This window comes from Aquitalea sp. LB_tupeE, assembly GCF_013391415.1.
GTDB lineage: Bacteria > Pseudomonadota > Gammaproteobacteria > Burkholderiales > Chromobacteriaceae > Aquitalea.
Window position 1 is genome coordinate 221,182 of the sequence record NZ_JACAXB010000018.1, and the last position, 17,790, is coordinate 238,971.

A 17,790-nucleotide genomic window follows, 5' to 3' on the forward strand; every position below is an offset into this window, starting at 1 on the left:
AGGGTTTACATGCGCGCAATCATGGCATCACCGAATTGTGAGCAGGACACTTCGGTGGCGCCATCCATCAGGCGGGCAAAGTCGTAGGTGACCTGCTTGTCGGCAATGGCTGCTTCCATGGACCGGATCACTAGATCCGCCGCTTCCACCCAGCCCAGATGGCGCAGCATCATTTCCGCTGACAGAATCAGCGAGCCGGGGTTGACCTTGTCCAGCCCGGCATACTTGGGCGCGGTGCCGTGGGTGGCTTCAAAACAGGCGTAGTGGTCGGAAATATTGGCCCCCGGCGCAATGCCGATGCCGCCAACCTGAGCGGCCAGGGCATCCGAGATGTAGTCGCCGTTGAGATTGGTGGTGGCAATCACATCGTATTCGGCTGGACGCAGCAGGATTTGTTGCAGGAAGGCGTCGGCAATGGCGTCCTTGATGATGATTTCACGGCCGGTATTGGGGTTGTTGAATGTGCACCATGGGCCACCAGCAATCGGCTCGGCACCAAATTCTTTGCGGGCCAGTGCATAGGCGGTATCACGGAAGTTGCCTTCAGTAAATTTCATGATATTGCCCTTGTGGACAATGGTGAGGCTGCTGCGGTCATTGTCTATGGTGTATTGCAGCGCTGCGCGCACCAGGCGTTCCGTTCCTTCTACCGAAATCGGTTTGATGCCGATGCCGGAGCTGTCCGGGAAGCGGATTTTCTTCACGCCCATTTCGTTTTGCAAAAAGGCGATCACCTTTTTTACCGCATCCGAACCGGCCTGCCATTCAATCCCGGCATAAATGTCTTCGGTGTTTTCGCGGAAGATCACCATATTGACCAGTTCCGGGTGTTTTAGCGGGGATGGCACGCCCTGGAAATACTGTACTGGGCGCACGCACTGGTACAAGTCCAGTTCCTGGCGCAGGGCGACATTGAGAGAGCGGATGCCGCCGCCAACCGGCGTGGTCATCGGCCCTTTGATGGAGACCGAATATTCTTTCAGCGCATCGAAGGTTTCCTTGGGCAGCCATTCGTCCGGGCCATACAGGCGGGTGGATTTTTCCCCGGCATACACTTCCATCCAGTGAATCTTGCGCTTTTTGCCATATGCTTTGTCGACTGCGGCATCAATCACCTTGATCATCACCGGGGTAATATCCACGCCAATCCCATCACCTTCGATAAACGGAATGATGGGATTGGCCGGCACTGGCTGACCCGGAATGATTTTCTGTCCTTCAGGTGGAACCTTGATATGGGACACGTTCATTGTTGTTCTCTCCTTGTCACAGGGTAGGGACTGTCGGGTGCAGCAGCACTTTCCATTCACTCAGCCTAGACCTTGGCGCGGCTGTTGCTGAGAAAGATCAGACAAATTTATTGGCCGATTGTTGACGCATGGCGGCATGACAATAAAAAAGCGCCAGGAGGAATCCTGGCGCTGGTGTGGTGCTACCGACCGTGAAGGCCGGTAAACGGACTTAGGCGTGAACGCTCTTCAGTGCGGCGTTGAAGGTGCTGCTGGGGCACATCACGGCCTGGCACTTGGCAGCATCGGGCAGGTAGTAGCCGCCGATATCTGCCGGTTTGCCTTGTACGGCTTTCAGTTCGGCAATGATTTGCGCTTCTTGCTCGGCCAGTTGCTTGGCCAGCGGGGCAAACTGGGCTTGCAGCTCCAGGTCTTCGGTCTGGTTGGCCAGTGCTTCGGCCCAGTAGCTGGCCAGGTAGAACTGGCTGCCACGGTTGTCCAGTTCGCCAGTGCGGCGCGACGGCGACTTGTCGTTGTCCAGCAGCTTGCCGGTGGCGGCATCCAGCGTCTTGGCCAGGATCTTGGCCTTGTTGTTGCCGGTCTTGATGCCCAGTTCTTCCAGCGAAACGGCCAGGGCGAGGAACTCACCCAGCGAATCCCAGCGCAGGTGGTTTTCTTCCAGCAGCTGCTGTACGTGTTTCGGCGCCGAACCACCAGCACCGGTTTCGTACATGCCGCCACCAGCCATCAGCGGCACGATGGACAGCATCTTGGCCGAGGTGCCCAGTTCCATGATGGGGAACAGGTCGGTCAGGTAGTCGCGCAGGATGTTGCCGGTGACCGAGATGGTGTCCAGACCGCGTGCTACGCGTTCCAGGGTGAAACGCATGGCGCGGACTTGCGACATGATGTGGATTTCCAGACCACTGGTGTCGTAATCCTTCAGGTAGGTTTCTACCTTCTTGATCAGTTCCTTTTCGTGCGGACGGTACGGGTCCAGCCAGAACACTGCCGGCATGCCGGAGTTGCGGGCGCGGGTCACGGCCAGCTTCACCCAGTCGCGGATAGGCGCATCCTTCACCTGGCACATACGCCAGATGTCGCCGGCTTCCACGTTCTGGCTCAGCAGGACTTCGCCGGTGGCCAGGTCAACGATGTTGGCCACGCCGTCTTCAGCGATTTCAAAGGTCTTGTCGTGCGAACCGTATTCTTCTGCCTTTTGCGCCATCAGGCCCACGTTGGGCACGGTGCCCATGGTGCGCGGGTCGAAGTTGCCGTGCCATTTGCAGAAGTTGATCATCTCCTGATAGATACGGGCAAAGGTGGATTCCGGCATCACGGCCTTGCAGTCGGCCGGCTTGCCATCGGCACCCCACATTTTGCCACCGCCACGGATCATGGCCGGCATGGAGGCATCGACAATCACGTCGTTAGGCGAGTGGAAGTTGGTGATGCCCTTGGCGGAGTCCACCATGGCCAGACGCGGACGATGTTCCTGGCAGGCGTGCAGGTCGCGGATGATTTCTTCGCGCTTGGTGGCCGGCAGGGTCTCGATCTTTTCGTACAGATTGGCCATGCCGTTGTTCACGTTCACGCCCAGCTCTTCGAACAGCTTGCCGTGTTTCTCGAAGGCGTCCTTGTAGTAAATCTTGACGCAGTGACCGAACACGATGGGGTGGGACACCTTCATCATGGTGGCTTTCACGTGCAGCGAGAACAGGATGCCGGATTCACGGCAGTCTTCCATTTCGCGCTCGTAGAATTCGCACAGTGCCTTCTTGCTCATGAACATGGAGTCGATGATTTCACCGGCCTGCAGGGCAAGCTTGGGCTTGAGCACGATGGTCTTGCCGCTCTTGGTGGTCAGCTCCATCTTCACGTCACGGGCCTTGTCCAGGGTCATGGACTTTTCACCATGGTAGAAGTCGCCATGGTGCATGTGGGAAACATGGGTTTGCGACCACTGTTTCCACTCGCCCATGGAGTGCGGGTGCTTCTTGGCGTAATTCTTGACTGCCAGCGGGGCGCGGCGGTCGGAGTTGCCTTCACGCAGCACCGGGTTCACGGCCGAACCCAGACACTTGGCGTAGCGGGCCTTGAGCGCATGGTCGGCATCGGTGGTGGGGAGTTCCGGGTAGTCCGGCAGGGCATAGCCCTTGGATTGCAGTTCCTTGATGCAGGCAATCAGCTGCGAAACCGAAGCACTGATGTTCGGCAGCTTGATGATATTGGTGTCCGGGTTCTGGGTCAGCTTGCCCAGTTCGCTCAGCGTATCCGGTACTTTTTGCTCGTCGGTCAGGTATTCGGGGAATTCGGCCAGTACACGGGCGGCGACGGAGATGTCGGCAGTTTCAATATTGATGCCGGCGCTGCCGGTAAAGGTACGGATGACTGGCAGGAAGGCGCTGGTAGCCAGCGCAGGTGCTTCGTCGGTCAGGGTGTAGATGATGGTCGGCTGTTCCGAAGGCATTGCTCTATCTCCAATGATTATTTTGACGTCAGAACGACTGCGCGAGGCGGCTTTCGCACACCGGGGGATGTTCCGCTAGGCGCGTGTAAAGATACTGCATGAAGCAGCCGTGCTACCAGCTGGTCCTTGGGCGACCTGAGGGCGGCGGCATGGTCTTCAACTTGCGGCTGTCTTTTCGGAAGTGAATTATACCCCTCAAATGTTCGCACTGTTTGTAAGTATCCGAACTTTGCCCTTGCAACTGGGTAAACGCGTGTTCGAATGTGAATTTTACGCACCGGTGCTGTGAGTTGCAGTCCACAGCATAGTTCCATGTTCCGGTTTTTGCTGTCTTGCTTTGTCGCCATGACTGGGCTAAGGACGGCAGAAGGATGGTGAGCTGAACACTGGCATGACCAGCGCTGGCGCTACTTGGTATCATCCTGGCCTTATCTTCACTTTTTGCATGGTCCAGCCACAATGCCTGCACTTTTTCTGTTCAACAAACCATACGGTGTCATTTGTCAGTTTTCCCGGCACGAATTGCATCCGACGCTGAAGGATCATATTTCCACGCCGGGCATTTACCCGGCTGGCCGTCTGGATACCGATAGTGAAGGCTTGCTGTTGCTGACAGGAGAGGGCGCTTTGCAACATCGCATCAGCGACCCGCGCTGGAAACTGCCCAAAACCTACTGGGTGCAAGTGGAAGGCCGGGCCAGCGAAGAACAGCTGGCCGCGCTGCGCGCCGGGGTGGATCTGGGCGATTTTGTAACCCGTCCGGCCCAAGTGCGCCAGATCGACCCGCCAGCCCTGTGGGAGCGCAAGCCGCCGGTGCGTTTTCGCAAGACCGTACCGGACTGCTGGTTGGAGATCATCATCAGTGAAGGCAAGAACCGTCAGGTGCGCCGCATGACGGCCAAGGTGGGGCTGCCTACCTTGCGACTGGTGCGCGCGGCCATCGGCCCATGGCAGCTGGGTGACATGCAGCCGGGCGAGTTACGCAGCATCGAGGTGAATCTTGAAGATTTGCCCGCACTGTCCCATGCTGAGCGTCTGAGCAAGCCGACGCCCTTGGCCCAGGGGAAGGCGGGGTCGGGTGCCGGGCAGACCCGAGCGCAACCATCCTTCCGTTTTGCCCGCAAGAACAAGTCCTGATCGTTGTCGTTGGGGCGGCGGGCTGGATGCGCGACAGCGATGAGGCCCCATCATGCAGATTCCCGAGTACTACAACCCGGTTGCCCGCGATATCGCCCAGGCCCTTGTCGCCGGCTTCAACAAGCACTACCGCTTGTTTCGCGCCTGCAGCAAGCAGGCCAAGTTGTTATTCGAGCGCGCGGATTGGCAGGGGGTGCAGCAGGCCATTCGCGACCGCATCCAGTTTTACGATGAACGGGTGGATGAAACGGTTGGCCGGCTGCATCACGAGTTTCATGCCGATTTGCTGGATGATGAAATCTGGCAGCAGGCCAAGCTGTACTTTATCGGCCTGCTGACCAATCACAAGCAGCCAGAACTGGCCGAGACCTTTTTCAACTCGGTGTTCACCCGCATGCTGCACCGGGATTACTTCAACAACGATTTCATTTTTATCCGACCGGCCATTTCCACTGAATATATCGAGTCTGATCCGCCTTGCTATCGGAGCTACTATCCGGCGGCAGATGGTTTACGCCAGGTGCTGCGGCAGATGGTGCGTGATTTTGCCTGGCAGTTGCCGTTTGCTTGCTTGAGCCGGGATCTGGCCCGTGTGCTGGGGGCGGTCAAGCGTCACTTTTCTGCCCTGTGGCCGGTGCCTGAAGCCAATCTGCAAATCCAGGTATTGTCCTCGGCCTTTTATCGCAACAAGGCGGCTTATATTTTCGGCAAGGTGATCAATGGTGGCGTGAGTTATCCGTTTGCCGTGCCGGTTTTGCGTGATGAAAACAGCAAACTGTATCTGGACACCGTGCTGCTGGAGCCCTGGCGCATTGGTGTGCTGTTTTCTTTCAGCCGGGCCTATTTCCTGGTGGATATGGAAGTGCCGTCGGCCTATGTGCAGTTTCTGCGCAGCATGCTGCCCAGCAAGACCAAGGCCGAGCTTTACACCATGCTGGGCTTGCAAAAACAGGGTAAGAACACCTTTTATCGCGATTTCATGCAGCATCTGCAGCACTCCAACGACCAGTTTGTGATTGCACCGGGAATTCGTGGCCTGGTGATGCTGGTGTTTACCCTGCCGTCCTACCCTTATGTGTTCAAACTGATCAAAGATGTTTTTGGCGGCCCGAAGGAGATGGACCGCGATACGGTCAAGCGCAAATACCGACTGGTGAAGCGGCATGACCGGGTAGGGCGCATGGCTGATACGCTGGAGTTTTCCAATGTGGCTTTTCCACGCAGCCGTTTTACGGTGGAATTATTGAACGAGCTGCGCAGTCAGGCAGCATCAATGATGGAAGAAACCGGTGATAGCATTGTCATTCGTCATCTGTATATCGAGCGGCGCATGAAGCCGTTGAATATCTATCTGATGCAATGCGACGAGGTGGAAAAGGAAAGGGTGATTCGCGACTATGGCATGGCTATCCGGGAGTTGGCATCGGCGAATATTTTCCCCGGAGACATGTTGTTCAAGAATTTTGGGGTGACCCGTTACGGGCGGGTGATTTTTTATGATTACGATGAAATCGAATACATGACGGACTGCCATTTCCGCCGCATACCGCCCGCGCCCAACCCGGAAATGGAATTGTCCGGTGAGGTGTGGTACCCGGTTGGTCGCCATGATGTGTTTCCAGAGGAGTTTGCCACCTTTTTGCTGGGCGATCTGCAGATTCGCAAGACTTTCCTCAAGTATCACCGTGACCTGCTGGACCCGCTGTTCTGGCAGCAGTGTCAGCAGCGTATTAATGAGGGAGTGATCGAGGACTTCTTTCCATACCCGGTGGAAATGCGTTTCGGCCATCTGCCAAGTGATGCGTGAGGCCTTGATCAGCAAGGGGAAGCCTGAGGCTTCCCCTTTTTTGTGATGACACTGCTTGGCGGAGGAGCGCGAACTGTCGTTTGAGTGATTTAGTGCGAGAAATAGGCAAGCGGGCCAGCCGAGGTGAGACCGATACAGAAGGACATGCCTGGTACATAACCTTTGGAGGGTGTGCAGGCATTGAGCAATTCAAACAATGCCCGAGTTTCATGGAATTGCTGCCGCAAGTCATGGCTGTTATTGAGCCACAGGCGTATTGCCCTGGCTTGCGGGTGCTGGCTGTGTAGTGCGATTGTCCCGTCTGGATTGTTGGTCAGGCAGATTGCGGGTGGCAGATTGATGCTGCGGTCTTTCATTTCCTGCATGGCTTGCTGGCCAAAAATGCCCAGTAAGGTTTTGGCTTGTAGCAGGAGATTCTCGGCCAGGTCCGGGCTGTGCGACGGGAAAGCAGGCCGTTCTGGCCGGATGGCTGGGCATATGGTTTCGGTAAGTGGCATGGGATCGCTCCGGTAAAAGTGTGTACCTTGATGGTAGAAGTACTTGAGCGCCTGGGAGTCTGATGATCTCCTAGGAAAATTCACTTTTACGGGCTGTCAGTTCCATGCCGCTTGCCCGGTGCTGGGTCAGGCCCAAAAACAAACAGGGAGACTTTGGTCTCCCTGTTTGCTGTTCAGGCACCAGGCCTGGCGGTTTACTGTTGGCTGCACACGTGATCTTCAAAATAAGCAATCGGACCCGCACTGGTCAGGCCGATATGGAAGCAGGATGATTCGGGGAAGGTTTCACCTGCGTATTCAGTAGCGCGGACAATTTCAAACAGAACTTCCACTTCTTTGAACAGGCTGGAAACTTTGGCATTGCCGTCAAGCCAGGTGAGGATGTCGTCGGCCTGTGGGTGATTGTTTTCCAGTGTGAGACTGCAACCTGGACAGCTGACCAGGCTGATGGCCGGGGGCATGCTGATCTGGCGTGCAGCCAGTTCTTCTTCTGCCAGCGTGGCAAAACGTGTCAACTGCTTGGAGGCTCTATCGCGAATGGCTTGTAGGGAAATGCTGCCATCTTCTCCGGCGTGACCAAACAGATGAATCAATCCCGGATTACTGGCAGTGCTCTGCGACGACATGATTAATGCTCCTGTTCTCTGGTTGTCATGATTTTTTCATCATAGAAGACGGCAAGAAATTTGCTGAATCATTTCAGCACTTTTTTCACTTTATAGAGAAAGTCGAGTGCCTGGCGCGGTGTCAGTTCGTCAGGATCGAGTTCTTCCAGCATTTCCAGTGCAGGATTCGGCACGGCTTCCGCTTCGATCTGCGTGGCTGGCGGGGCGGAGAACAGGTCGGGTTGCACGCGTGCGGCAGACTGGTTTTCCAGTTCGGCCAGATAGCGTCTGGCCTCGCGAATCACCTTGGGTGGCACCCCAGCCAACTGGGCCACTGCCAGTCCGTAACTCTGGCTGGCAGGGCCTTCGTCCACATGGTGCATGAACACGATGCGGTCCTTGTGTTCGATAGCGGACAGGTGGACGTTAGCCACGGCCGGGTATTGTTCGGCCAACGTGGTCAGCTCGAAATAGTGGGTGGCAAACAGGGTGTAGGCACGGCTTTTTTCGATCAGTGCCTTGGCAATGGCCCAGGCCAGCGCCAGGCCGTCGAAGGTGGAAGTACCCCGGCCCACTTCGTCCATCAGCACCAGTGACTGGGAGGTGGCGTTGTTTAATATATTCGCCGTTTCGGTCATTTCCACCATGAAGGTGGATCGGCCGCCGGCCAGGTCGTCCGAAGCGCCGATACGGGTGAAAATGCGGTCGATCTGGCCGATGACGGCACGGTTTGCCGGTACGAAGCTGCCGACATGGGCCAGCAGGGTGATCAGCGCGTTCTGCCGCATATAAGTGGATTTACCGCCCATATTGGGGCCGGTGATCAGCAGCAGTTTGCGGCTGTCGCTCAGGCGGGTGTCGTTGGCGATGAAACGTTCCACCTCGGCTTCTACCACCGGGTGACGGCCTTCGCTGATTTCCAGTCGGGTTTCGCCGACGAATTCCGGCTCGACATAGTTGTTGCTGCTGGCGCGTTCGGCAAAGGCAGCCAGCACGTCCAGCCCGGCCACGGCCTGGGCGATCAGCTTGAGGTCGGGAATGTACGGTGCCAGTTGATCCAGCAGTTGTTCGTACAGCTGTTTTTCCAGTGCGAGCGAGCGGTCCTGTGCCGATAGCGCCTTGTCTTCGAATTCCTTCAGTTCCGGCGTGATGTAGCGCTCGGCATTTTTCAGGGTCTGGCGACGGCGATAATCGTCCGGAACCTTGTCGCCCTGGGCGCGGGAAACTTCGATATAGAAGCCGTGCACGCGGTTGAATTCCACCTTGAGGGTGGTGATGCCGGTGCGTTCTTTTTCGCGTGCTTCCAGGGCCAGCAGGAAGTCGCCGCAATCGGTCTGGATGGCGCGCAGCTCGTCCAGGTCGGCATTCAGACCGTGATTGATCACCCCGCCGTCACGCAGGAAAGTGGCCGGTTCGGGCAGGATGGCGGCAGTCAGCAGTTGTTCGACCGGAGACTCGTCCGGCAGCACGCGCGAGAGTTCTCCCAGCAGCGGCGCATCCAGGCTGGCGGCCAGTTGCTTGGCACCGGTCAGGGCCTTGAGCGAGTCGCGCAGGGCGGCCAGGTCGCGCGGACGTGCACTGCGCAGCGCAATGCGCGCGGTGATGCGTTCGATGTCGGCTACTTCGCGCAACTGGGCATGGATGTCCTGATGCACCGGCAGCAAGGCGCGTACCGATTCCAGACGGCGTTGCAGCTTGCCGTGCTGGCGGATGGGGTGATGCAGCCAGTGGCGCAGCAGGCGGCTGCCCATGCTGGTGGCGCAGGTGTCCAGCAAGGACGCCAGTGTGGGCGAGGGTTCACCGCGTATGGTTTCGGTCAGTTCCAGATTACGCCGGGTGGCGGCATCCATGCGTATCAGTTCGCCCGCGTCTTCCACCGCCAGCTGGGCGATGTGGGCCGGGTTCACGCTCTGGGTGGATTTGACGTATTCCAGCAGCGCGCCAGCCGCGCCTACCGCCACCGGCAGGGTGTCGGCACCAAAGCCGGCCAGATCATGCGTACCAAAGTGGCGGGTGAGCGCCAGTTGGGCGGAGTCGTGGTCAAACTGCCAGGGCGGCAGTTTTTTGCGCGGGCAGGTCACCTGCTCAAGGATGTTCAGGCCACTGTCGTCCGGGAATACCAGCTCGGCCGGCTTCAGCCGTTCCATTTCGCTGGCGAATTCTTCCACGCTGGTTTGCATGATCTTGAATTCACCACTGGCCATGGACAGCCAGGCCAGGCCCAGCGTGCCCTTGTGCATGTTTACCGCCAGCACCAGGTTGTCACGCTTGTCGTCCAGCAAGGCGGCATCAGTAAGGGTGCCGGGGGTGACGATACGTACCACCTTGCGTTCCACCGGGCCTTTGGCCAGCGCCGGGTCGCCAATCTGCTCGGCAATGGCGACTGATTCGCCCATTTTGACCAGTCGCGCCAGATACCCTTCTGCGGCGTGATAAGGCACCCCGGCCATCTTGATGGGGGTGCCAGCGCTGCTGCCACGGGTGGTGAGGGTGATGTCCAGCAGGCGCGCCGCCTTTTCCGCATCCTCGTAAAACAGCTCGTAGAAGTCGCCCATGCGGTAGAACAGCAGCTTGTCGGCATGCTGACTTTTCAGGGCAAAGTATTGGGCCATCATTGGAGTGTGCTGGGGCGTGCTCATGCGCGTGGTGCTCTTGTCGGTGCCGTGGTGCAGATGACAACGCCCCACCAAGGCGGGGCGCTGACGCAAAACGCGGATTCTACCGTAGCGGGCTCCGGGTGTCAGGCTGGTATCGCCGCTACGGCATGCGGTGAGGACCTGTTGCATTCATGGCCTGTACTGATTGGCAAGCTGTTTGATCAAGCCATCTGTGCATTGACCGGAACAAAGTGATGAAAGTATGATCTTTATCAAACTTTCAGAAATTACTGAAAATTGAGGAAGTCATGAACACCACCCCTCTTGTCCAGTCCTTTGTTGCGCATTTCGGTGAAATGGGCAGCCGCTGGGGCATTAATCGCACCGTCGGTCAGATTTATGCCCTGCTGTTTGTTTCCGAAAAGCCGCTCAATGCCGATGAAATTGCCGAAAGCCTGAGCTTCTCCCGTTCCAATGTCAGCATGGGGCTGAAAGAGCTGGAGTCGTGGCGGCTGGTGAAGCTGCAGCATTACCCCGGCGACCGGCGCGAATACTTTTCCACCCCGGACGATGTCTGGGCCATCTTCAAGACCCTGGCCGAGGAACGCAAAAAGCGCGAGGTGGAACCCACCCTCACCATGTTGCGCGGGGCGATGATGGAGAAACCGGCCAGCGATGCCGAACGCCATGCACAACAGCGCATGAGCGAGATGTACCAGTTGGTGGAGCTGGTCACCACCTGGTTTTCCGACATCCAGCACATGGATGTGGAAACCCTGCAGCGGCTGATGAAGCTGGGCTCGCAGGTGCAGAAAGTACTGCAATTCACCCAGTCGCTGAGCAAGCTGACCGGGCGAGACACCGATAGGGAGTAGCCGTCATGGAACTGGATGCCCTGGCACTGGCACGTGCCCAGTTTGCCGCCAATATCAGCTTTCATATCCTGTTTCCCAGCATCAATATCGCGCTGGCCTGGGTGTTGCTGTTTTTCAAGCTGCGCTATCTGCGTACCGGCAGGCAAGCGTGGATGGATGCTTACGGTTTCTGGGTGAAGATTTTTGCGCTGTCCTTTGCCCTGGGGGTAGTGAGCGGTGTCACCATGAGCTTTCAGTTCGGTACCAACTGGCCGGGCTATATGCAAACAGTGGGCAATATTGCCGGGCCTTTGCTGGCTTATGAAATCCTGACGGCGTTTTTCCTGGAGGCAGGCTTTCTCGGCATCATGCTGTTTGGTCGCAGCCGGGTATCGGAGCGGGTACATACGCTGGCAACCTTGCTGGTGGCGTTTGGCAACAGCCTGTCGGCGTTCTGGATCATCGCACTCAATTCGTGGATGCAAACCCCGGCCGGTTTCGTGATGCAGGGTGGGCGGGCGCATGTCACCAGCTGGTTGCAGGTGATTTTCAACCCGTCCATGCCCTACCGGTTGACGCATATGTTGCTGGCCTCCGGTCTGACCGTGGCCTTTCTGGTGGCCGGGCTGTCGGCTTATCGCTTGCTGAAAGCCGACCGCAGCGCTGGTAATGCCGTGGCACTCAAGACTGGTGTCTGGCTGGCGGCGCTATTGATTCCGCTGCAAATCCTGGCGGGGGACGCGCATGGCCTGAATACCATGGCGCACCAGCCGGCCAAGCTGGCCGCTATCGAAGGGGTGTGGCACACCGAGCGTGGCGCGCCCTTGCTGCTGTTTGCCCTGCCCAATGCCGATACCCAAAGCAATGACTACGCGCTGGGCATTCCGCGCCTCGCCAGCCTGATCATCAAGCACGACCCTGATGGCGAAATCCGCGGCCTGAACGAATTTGCCGAGCATCCGCCGGTGGCCAAGGTGTTCTGGAGTTTTCGCGTGATGGTGGGGGTAGGGGTGCTGATGCTGCTGGCGTCCTGGCTCACCGCCTGGCAGTTGCGTCGCCGGGATGCTGCCGGACTGGACCGTCGCCTGCTGTACGTGCTGGTGGGCATGACCTTTGCCGGCTGGGTGGCCACGCTGGCTGGCTGGTATGTGACGGAAATCGGCCGCCAGCCCTGGCTGGTGACGGGTGTACTCACCACCGCACAGGCGGCCGGGGCGGCAACCGGCAGCATGGTGGCCGGTTCGCTGCTGACTTATCTCGCCTTGTATGCCGGCCTGCTGCTGGCCTACATCTCGGTGCTGTTTCATCTGGCCAGCAAAGCCGCAGGACAGGCTGACACTGCCGTGGAGTTGAAGGAGGTGCAAGCATGAACGCTGCGTACTGGTTGCCGGTGATCTTCGCCGGACTGATGGGGCTGGCCATGCTGGTGTATGTGGTGCTGGATGGCTTTGATCTGGGCGTGGGCCTGTTGTTGCCACTGGCGGACGATGCCGGGAAGGACCGCATGGTGGCCAGCATCGGCCCGTTCTGGGATGCCAACGAAACCTGGCTGGTACTGGGGGCGGGGCTGTTGTTGGTGGCCTTCCCCATGGCGCACGGTGTGGTGTTTGGTGCCTTGTACATTCCGGTACTGCTGATGCTGGTGGGACTGATCCTGCGCGGGGTGGCCTTTGATTTTCGCGTCAAGGCGCGCGACCCGCACCGCCCATGGTGGAATGCCATCTTTGCCTTCGGTTCCTCGCTGGCTTCGCTGGCGCAAGGCGTGATGCTGGGCCGCTATCTGACCGGTTTTGCCGACGGCTTGCTGCCCTGGCTGTTTGCCTTGCTGGTGGGGGCGGGGCTGACTGCGGCCTATGCCTTGCTAGGGGCCTGCTGGCTGATCATGAAGACGGAAGGTGCCTTGCAAAAGCAGGCGCTTGGCTGGGCGCGGCGCAGTGTGCCGGGCGCGGGCCTGGCCGTGCTGCTGGTGTCCATCGTGACGCCGCTGGCCAATCCGGCCATCGCCGGCAAGTGGTTTGCCCTGCCGCAGCTGTTCTTGCTGCTGCCCTTGCCGCTGGGGACGCTGGCGCTGTTCGTGGTGCAATGGCTGGCCCTGCCTCGGCTGGCCCGGCGTCAGGCAGCCGGCAACGACAGCTACTGCTGGCTGCCGTTTGCCACCACCGTGGGCATGGTGCTGCTGGCTTTCTGGGGGCTGGCCTATAGCGTGTTCCCGCAGGTGATACCGGGCCGCATGGATATCTGGCAGGCCGCCAGCGACCCTGAAGCCTTGTGGATCATGCTGTGGGGCGCGCTGCTGGTGCTGCCCTGCATCATCGGCTATACCGCCTTTGCCTACCGGGTGTTCTGGGGCAAGACCGGTACTTTGCGTTATCAGTGATTGTGGATGGTTCCGGCCCGGCCTGTCGCATGCAGGTCGGGTTTTGTCATGTCCGGGTCACATACAGGCCAGATAATTGCAGCCTTTTGCCGGTGTAATGGACAATGCGGCCGGCCTTGGCCGCCGTTGACGAAATAGCCGCAAATCAGCACTGGCGCAGCGCCTGCCTGGCGTTACGATAGGCATATCTGTTGTTCCTGCACACACTACCGGATGGAGAACCACATGTCGCAGCAGCATACCTCACCCTGGCCCTATCCCCGGCTGGTCGCCCATCGTGGCGGCGGCGTCATGGCTCCGGAAAACACGCTGGCCGGTTTCCGTGCCGGTGTAGCATATGGTTACCGTGCCGCCGAGTGCGATGTGAAGCTGTCCGCCGACAATGTGTGCTTTCTGCTGCACGACGATACAGTGGATCGCACCACGAATGGCCATGGTCTGGCCGCCGAGCTGAGCATGGCGCAGCTGTCGCAGCTGGATGCCGGTGGCTGGAGGGGTGCGCAGTTTGCCGGCGAGGCGCTGCCCGGCTTTGCCAATGTGGCGGCCTATTGCCGGGCGCAGGGCATGTTGCTGAATGTGGAAATCAAACCCTGTCCGGGACGTGATGCCGAAACCGGCCGTCTGGTGGCGCAAGAAGCTGCACGACTGTGGGCCGGTGCGGCCGTGCCGCCGCTATTGTCATCGTTCAGTGTGGATGCCCTGCGCGCCGCACAGCTGGCCGAGCCGGATTTGCCACGCGCCTGGCTGGTGGAGGAGATTCCGGCGGATTGGCAGGCCACCTTGCAGTTACTGGGCTGCATTGCCTTGCATTGCGACCATGCCACGCTGACACCGCAGCTGGCCGCCGCCATCAAGGCCGCCGGTTACCAGTTGCTGTGCTACACGGTGAACGATGTGGCGCGGGCGCGCGAAATCATGGCCTGGGGTGTGGATAGCGTCTGCACCGACCGGCTGGATGTGCTGCAGCCTGCCCAATGGCTGACGGAGTAAGGCCGGATGAACGCCGCACTGGTGGAATGGCTGGGCCTGTTGGCCGGTTGCCTGACAACCCTGTCTTTCTTGCCGCAGGTGTGGCTGGTATGGCGCAAGAAATCGGCTGGGGATATTTCGCTGGGCATGTATCTGCTGATGTGCAGCGGCGTGGCCTTGTGGCTGAGTTATGGTGTGCTGATTCACTCGCGCCCGGTGGTGCTGGCCAATGGCCTGACCCTGCTGCTGAGCATGGCAGTGCTGCTGATGAAGCTGGTGTTTGATGCACGCCGCCAGCCGCAAGCTGACAGGCCGGGCGGCTAGAAGCTGGTCATCTGCTGGGCTTCTTCGCGGCTGAAATACTTGCGGAAGATTTTCAGCAGCGTGCCATCGCGCCGCATATCGTTGATCAGCTCACGCCAGCGCTCCTGCTGTTCCGGCGAGATGGTTTTTTTCGACATGATCAGGCCGTGGGGCGTGTGCTGATCATTGGTTTCCACCATACGTACCAGCCTGGCCACCTGGTATTTTTCCAGGTCGGAATAATCAAATGGCTCGATGATGATGGCCTGGGTGCGGTCCTGACGCAGGTTCTGATACAGCGTTTCGTAATCGTAACTGCCCACCAGCCGCCCTTGTTGGTCCAGCTTGTCCACCAGTTGGTTGATGGTGTCGCTGTAGCGGAAGCTCAGGATGCCACCCAGCTTCATCTCATTGCGGGCGGAAAAATCCGCCAGTGACTGCACCCCGCTGTCCTTGCGCACGATCAGGCTGTATTTGTCGGCAAAATACCAGGCAAAGGCTGCGTAGCGTTCGCGTTGCTCATTGGTGATGCCGGACAGGCTGAAATCCAGGCTGCCCACTTCCAGCAGTTTCCATATGCGTGAGCGCGGCAACAGGCTGACGTCCATCTTGCAGCCGCTACGGCGGATCAGTTCATCTGCCACGTCTTTATCTATTCCGCTGCGCGTGCTGGCGTTATACAGCAAACCATGTTCATGCAAGGCCAGGGTGTAGCTGCGTTTGCAATCCGGGCCTGCAGCCAGTGCCAGCAACGGCACGCAGCACAAGGCGGCAAGGTACAGGCGCGTAAGCAACTGGGGCATGGTGCTTCTCCTTGTGAATGATAAGAGCATAGCAGATGGCAAACGCTGCCTTGCCACACTTGCTGAACTACTTGGTGATAAAAATTTGCAGGCATATAATTAGTGAGCTAATTAAATTCGGGAAATATCATGCCACAGTCTCATCAAGAACTTGCCGAGTTGCTGGGTGCTGTTCCCAAAGCGTGGCGCGCCTTGCTGGACCAGCGCCTGCGTCCTTATGGCTTCTCCCAGGCCACCTGGCAGGTATTGCTCAAATTGGGGCGTGTCGGCGAGCCCTTGCTGCAAAACGAACTGGCCGCCCGGGTGGGTATTGAACCGGCCTCGCTAGTGAGGTTGCTGGATGTGTTACAGGCTGACGGCTGGGTGACCCGACAGCAGGATGAACAGGACCGGCGCGCCAAACGGGTGTTGTTGACCGCCAAGGCCAGCCAGGTTTCCGGCGAGTTGCTGCAAGTTGCCGATGCATTGAAGGCCGAACTGCTGGGCGGGCTGGATGAGGCCGAGCTGCAAACCTGTATCAAGGTGCTGGCACAAATCCGCCATGCTGCCGAACAGGCACAGGAGCCAGGCGCTTGAGCCAGCGTGTGCTGGTGACTGTGGCGGTGATGGCGGCCACGGTGATGCAGGTACTGGACACCACCATTGTCAATGTGGCGCTGCCGCAGATGCAGGGCGAACTGGGTGCGACGTCAGACCAGATCAGCTGGGTGCTGACCAGTTATCTGGTGGCCAGCGCCATTTGCATGCCGTTGACCGGTTATCTGACTGACAAACTGGGGCGGCGACGCTATCTGTTGTTATCCATCAGCGGCTTTGTGCTGGCCTCCATGCTGTGCGGCGTGGCGCTGAATCTGGGCCAGCTGGTGGTGTTCCGCCTGTTGCAAGGCGTGTTCGGCGCTGCGCTGGTGCCCTTGTCGCAGGCCATCATGGTGGACAACTACCCGCGCGAACAACGCGGCAAGGCCATGGCCATCTGGGGCATGGGGGTGATGGTGGGGCCGATTGCCGGGCCCACGCTGGGCGGCTGGCTGACCGATATGTTCGACTGGCGCTGGACCTTCTTCATCAACCTGCCGGTCGGGCTGCTGTCCTTGCTGCTGGCACGGCAAGTGCCGGATACGCCCAAGCGCGAGCGCGACATCGACTGGCTGGGCCTGATGCTGATTTCACTAGCCATTGGTGGCATCCAGTATGTGCTGGACCGTGGGAATGGCGACGACTGGTTTTCCAGCACCGGCATCGTGGTGGCCAGCGTGCTGGCGACGCTGGGCGCAGTAGGCTTCATCTGGCGCGGCCTGTCCGGCAACGCCCATCCCCTGTTCGACCTGCACATGTTCCAGGACCGCAATTTTGTGGCTGCCAGCATTGTGATTGCCGCGCTGGGCCTGTCCATGTACGGGGCGATGGTGATTCAGCCCATCATGCTGGAAGGGCTGTTTCACTATCCCACGCTGGATACCGGCCTGATCATGGCGCCGCGCGGCATTGCCAGCCTGGTGAGCATGATGATAGTGGGCAAGCTGATTGGCCGGGTGGACTCCCGCTACCTGATTGGCAGCGGGCTGCTGATTGGTGCCTGCGGCACCTGGGTGTGTACCCATTACAATCTGGAAACCAGCCCTTTCTGGTTTGCCTGGCCGGTGCTGTTGCAGGGCTTCGGGCTGGGCATGATCTATGTGCCGCTGTCCGCCATGGCCATGTCCACCTTGCCTGCCCGGCTGTCGGCCGAGGCTGCCGGGTTGTTCAGCCTGCTGCGCACCATGGGCTCCTCGGTGGGGATTGCCATTGTCAGTACTGCCTATTCGCGTGGCGAGCAGTCGGCCTGGAATGCCTTGAGCGGCTTTTTCAATGCCGATAATCCCTGGCTGCAGGATTATCTGGCGCGCATGGGCAGGACGGTGGTGGATGGCAGCACTGCCACCCAGCTGGCGGCGGAGTTGCAGCGTCAGGCGCTGATGGTGTCCATCGTCGATGTGTACTGGCTGATTACCTACAGCTTTCTGGCCATGCTGCCCTTGCTGTTGCTGCTCCGGCCGCGCAAGGCTGCGCCGGGCACTGAGACAGCCGTCGACGTGGTGATGCATGAATAGCCGGCGGCGAGCAGGCAATAAAAAACGGCAACCCACGGGTTGCCGTTTTTTA

The 17,790-nt window shown here is 59.0% G+C and carries 15 protein-coding genes; 9 read left to right on the top strand and 6 right to left on the bottom strand.

The genetic code is table 11. The features are described 5' to 3' along the window. Positions 1–5: 5 nt before the first annotated feature. Both icd and HWX34_RS10450 read right to left on the bottom strand, forming a co-directional pair. A complete protein-coding gene (gene icd / locus HWX34_RS10445; RefSeq protein WP_178972179.1) occupies positions 6–1,250 on the bottom strand; it encodes an NADP-dependent isocitrate dehydrogenase in 1,245 nt (414 codons plus the stop codon). A 211-nt stretch (positions 1,251–1,461) separates the two neighbouring features. Continuing rightward, positions 1,462–3,699, bottom strand: coding sequence for an NADP-dependent isocitrate dehydrogenase (locus HWX34_RS10450; protein ID WP_178972180.1), 2,238 nt, complete (start codon positions 3,697–3,699; stop codon positions 1,462–1,464). Positions 3,700–4,158: 459 nt separating this feature from the next. On the opposite strand from HWX34_RS10450, the gene HWX34_RS10455 reads away from it, so the two are divergent. Both HWX34_RS10455 and aceK read left to right on the top strand, forming a co-directional pair. Further along, positions 4,159–4,836, top strand: a complete 678-nt coding sequence (locus HWX34_RS10455; protein WP_178972181.1) for a pseudouridine synthase — start codon at positions 4,159–4,161, stop codon at positions 4,834–4,836. 52 nt (positions 4,837–4,888) lie between these two features. Continuing rightward, entirely contained in the window at positions 4,889–6,643 is a 1,755-nt protein-coding gene (gene aceK, locus HWX34_RS10460) for a bifunctional isocitrate dehydrogenase kinase/phosphatase (RefSeq protein ID WP_178972182.1), read from the top strand. Positions 6,644–6,732: 89 nt separating this feature from the next. Here aceK and HWX34_RS10465 read toward each other — a convergent pair whose 3' ends face one another. The 3 genes from HWX34_RS10465 to mutS all read right to left on the bottom strand — a co-directional run bounded on the left by HWX34_RS10465 (position 6,733) and on the right by mutS (position 10,384). Then, positions 6,733–7,140, bottom strand: a complete 408-nt coding sequence (locus HWX34_RS10465; protein WP_178972183.1) for a hypothetical protein — start codon at positions 7,138–7,140, stop codon at positions 6,733–6,735. A 194-nt stretch (positions 7,141–7,334) separates the two neighbouring features. Continuing rightward, positions 7,335–7,766, bottom strand: coding sequence for a hypothetical protein (locus tag HWX34_RS10470; RefSeq protein ID WP_178972184.1), 432 nt, complete (start codon positions 7,764–7,766; stop codon positions 7,335–7,337). A 68-nt stretch (positions 7,767–7,834) separates the two neighbouring features. Next, positions 7,835–10,384 carry a DNA mismatch repair protein MutS gene (gene mutS / locus HWX34_RS10475; RefSeq protein WP_178972254.1) on the bottom strand — a complete coding sequence of 850 codons (2,550 nt, stop codon included), beginning with the start codon at positions 10,382–10,384 and terminating at the stop codon, positions 7,835–7,837. Positions 10,385–10,650: 266 nt separating this feature from the next. On the opposite strand from mutS, the gene HWX34_RS10480 reads away from it, so the two are divergent. The 5 genes from HWX34_RS10480 to HWX34_RS10500 all read left to right on the top strand — a co-directional run bounded on the left by HWX34_RS10480 (position 10,651) and on the right by HWX34_RS10500 (position 14,866). Then, positions 10,651–11,217 (top strand): GbsR/MarR family transcriptional regulator, encoded by a 567-nt coding sequence (locus tag HWX34_RS10480; protein WP_178972185.1) that lies wholly within the window; start codon positions 10,651–10,653, stop codon positions 11,215–11,217. 5 nt (positions 11,218–11,222) lie between these two features. Beyond that, positions 11,223–12,566, top strand: coding sequence for a cytochrome ubiquinol oxidase subunit I (locus HWX34_RS10485; RefSeq protein WP_178972186.1), 1,344 nt, complete (start codon positions 11,223–11,225; stop codon positions 12,564–12,566). After that, on the top strand, positions 12,563–13,573 hold the full coding sequence (locus HWX34_RS10490) for a cytochrome d ubiquinol oxidase subunit II (protein ID WP_178972187.1): 1,011 nt from the start codon (positions 12,563–12,565) through the stop codon (positions 13,571–13,573). Before HWX34_RS10485 ends, HWX34_RS10490 begins: the two co-directional genes overlap by 4 nt. 225 nt (positions 13,574–13,798) lie before the next feature. After that, a complete protein-coding gene (gene ugpQ / locus HWX34_RS10495; protein ID WP_178972188.1) occupies positions 13,799–14,563 on the top strand; it encodes a glycerophosphodiester phosphodiesterase in 765 nt (254 codons plus the stop codon). A 6-nt stretch (positions 14,564–14,569) separates the two neighbouring features. Beyond that, complete coding sequence (locus tag HWX34_RS10500) at positions 14,570–14,866, top strand: SemiSWEET family sugar transporter (protein ID WP_178972189.1); 297 nt, start codon at positions 14,570–14,572, stop codon at positions 14,864–14,866. On the opposite strand, the gene HWX34_RS10505 is transcribed toward HWX34_RS10500, so the two are convergent. Further along, a complete protein-coding gene (locus tag HWX34_RS10505) occupies positions 14,863–15,648 on the bottom strand; it encodes an ABC transporter substrate-binding protein (RefSeq protein ID WP_178972190.1) in 786 nt (261 codons plus the stop codon). The genes HWX34_RS10500 and HWX34_RS10505 overlap by 4 nt on opposite strands. Before the next feature lie 129 nt (positions 15,649–15,777). Between HWX34_RS10505 and HWX34_RS10510 the strand changes: the two genes are divergently transcribed. Both HWX34_RS10510 and HWX34_RS10515 read left to right on the top strand, forming a co-directional pair. Beyond that, positions 15,778–16,224 carry a MarR family winged helix-turn-helix transcriptional regulator gene (locus tag HWX34_RS10510; RefSeq protein WP_178972191.1) on the top strand — a complete coding sequence of 149 codons (447 nt, stop codon included), beginning with the start codon at positions 15,778–15,780 and terminating at the stop codon, positions 16,222–16,224. After that, the gene (locus HWX34_RS10515; RefSeq protein WP_218645133.1) at positions 16,221–17,738 is read left to right on the top strand and encodes a DHA2 family efflux MFS transporter permease subunit; all 1,518 of its coding nucleotides are present in this window, start codon (positions 16,221–16,223) and stop codon (positions 17,736–17,738) included. Before HWX34_RS10510 ends, HWX34_RS10515 begins: the two co-directional genes overlap by 4 nt. The last annotated feature ends 52 nt before the right edge of the window (positions 17,739–17,790 follow it).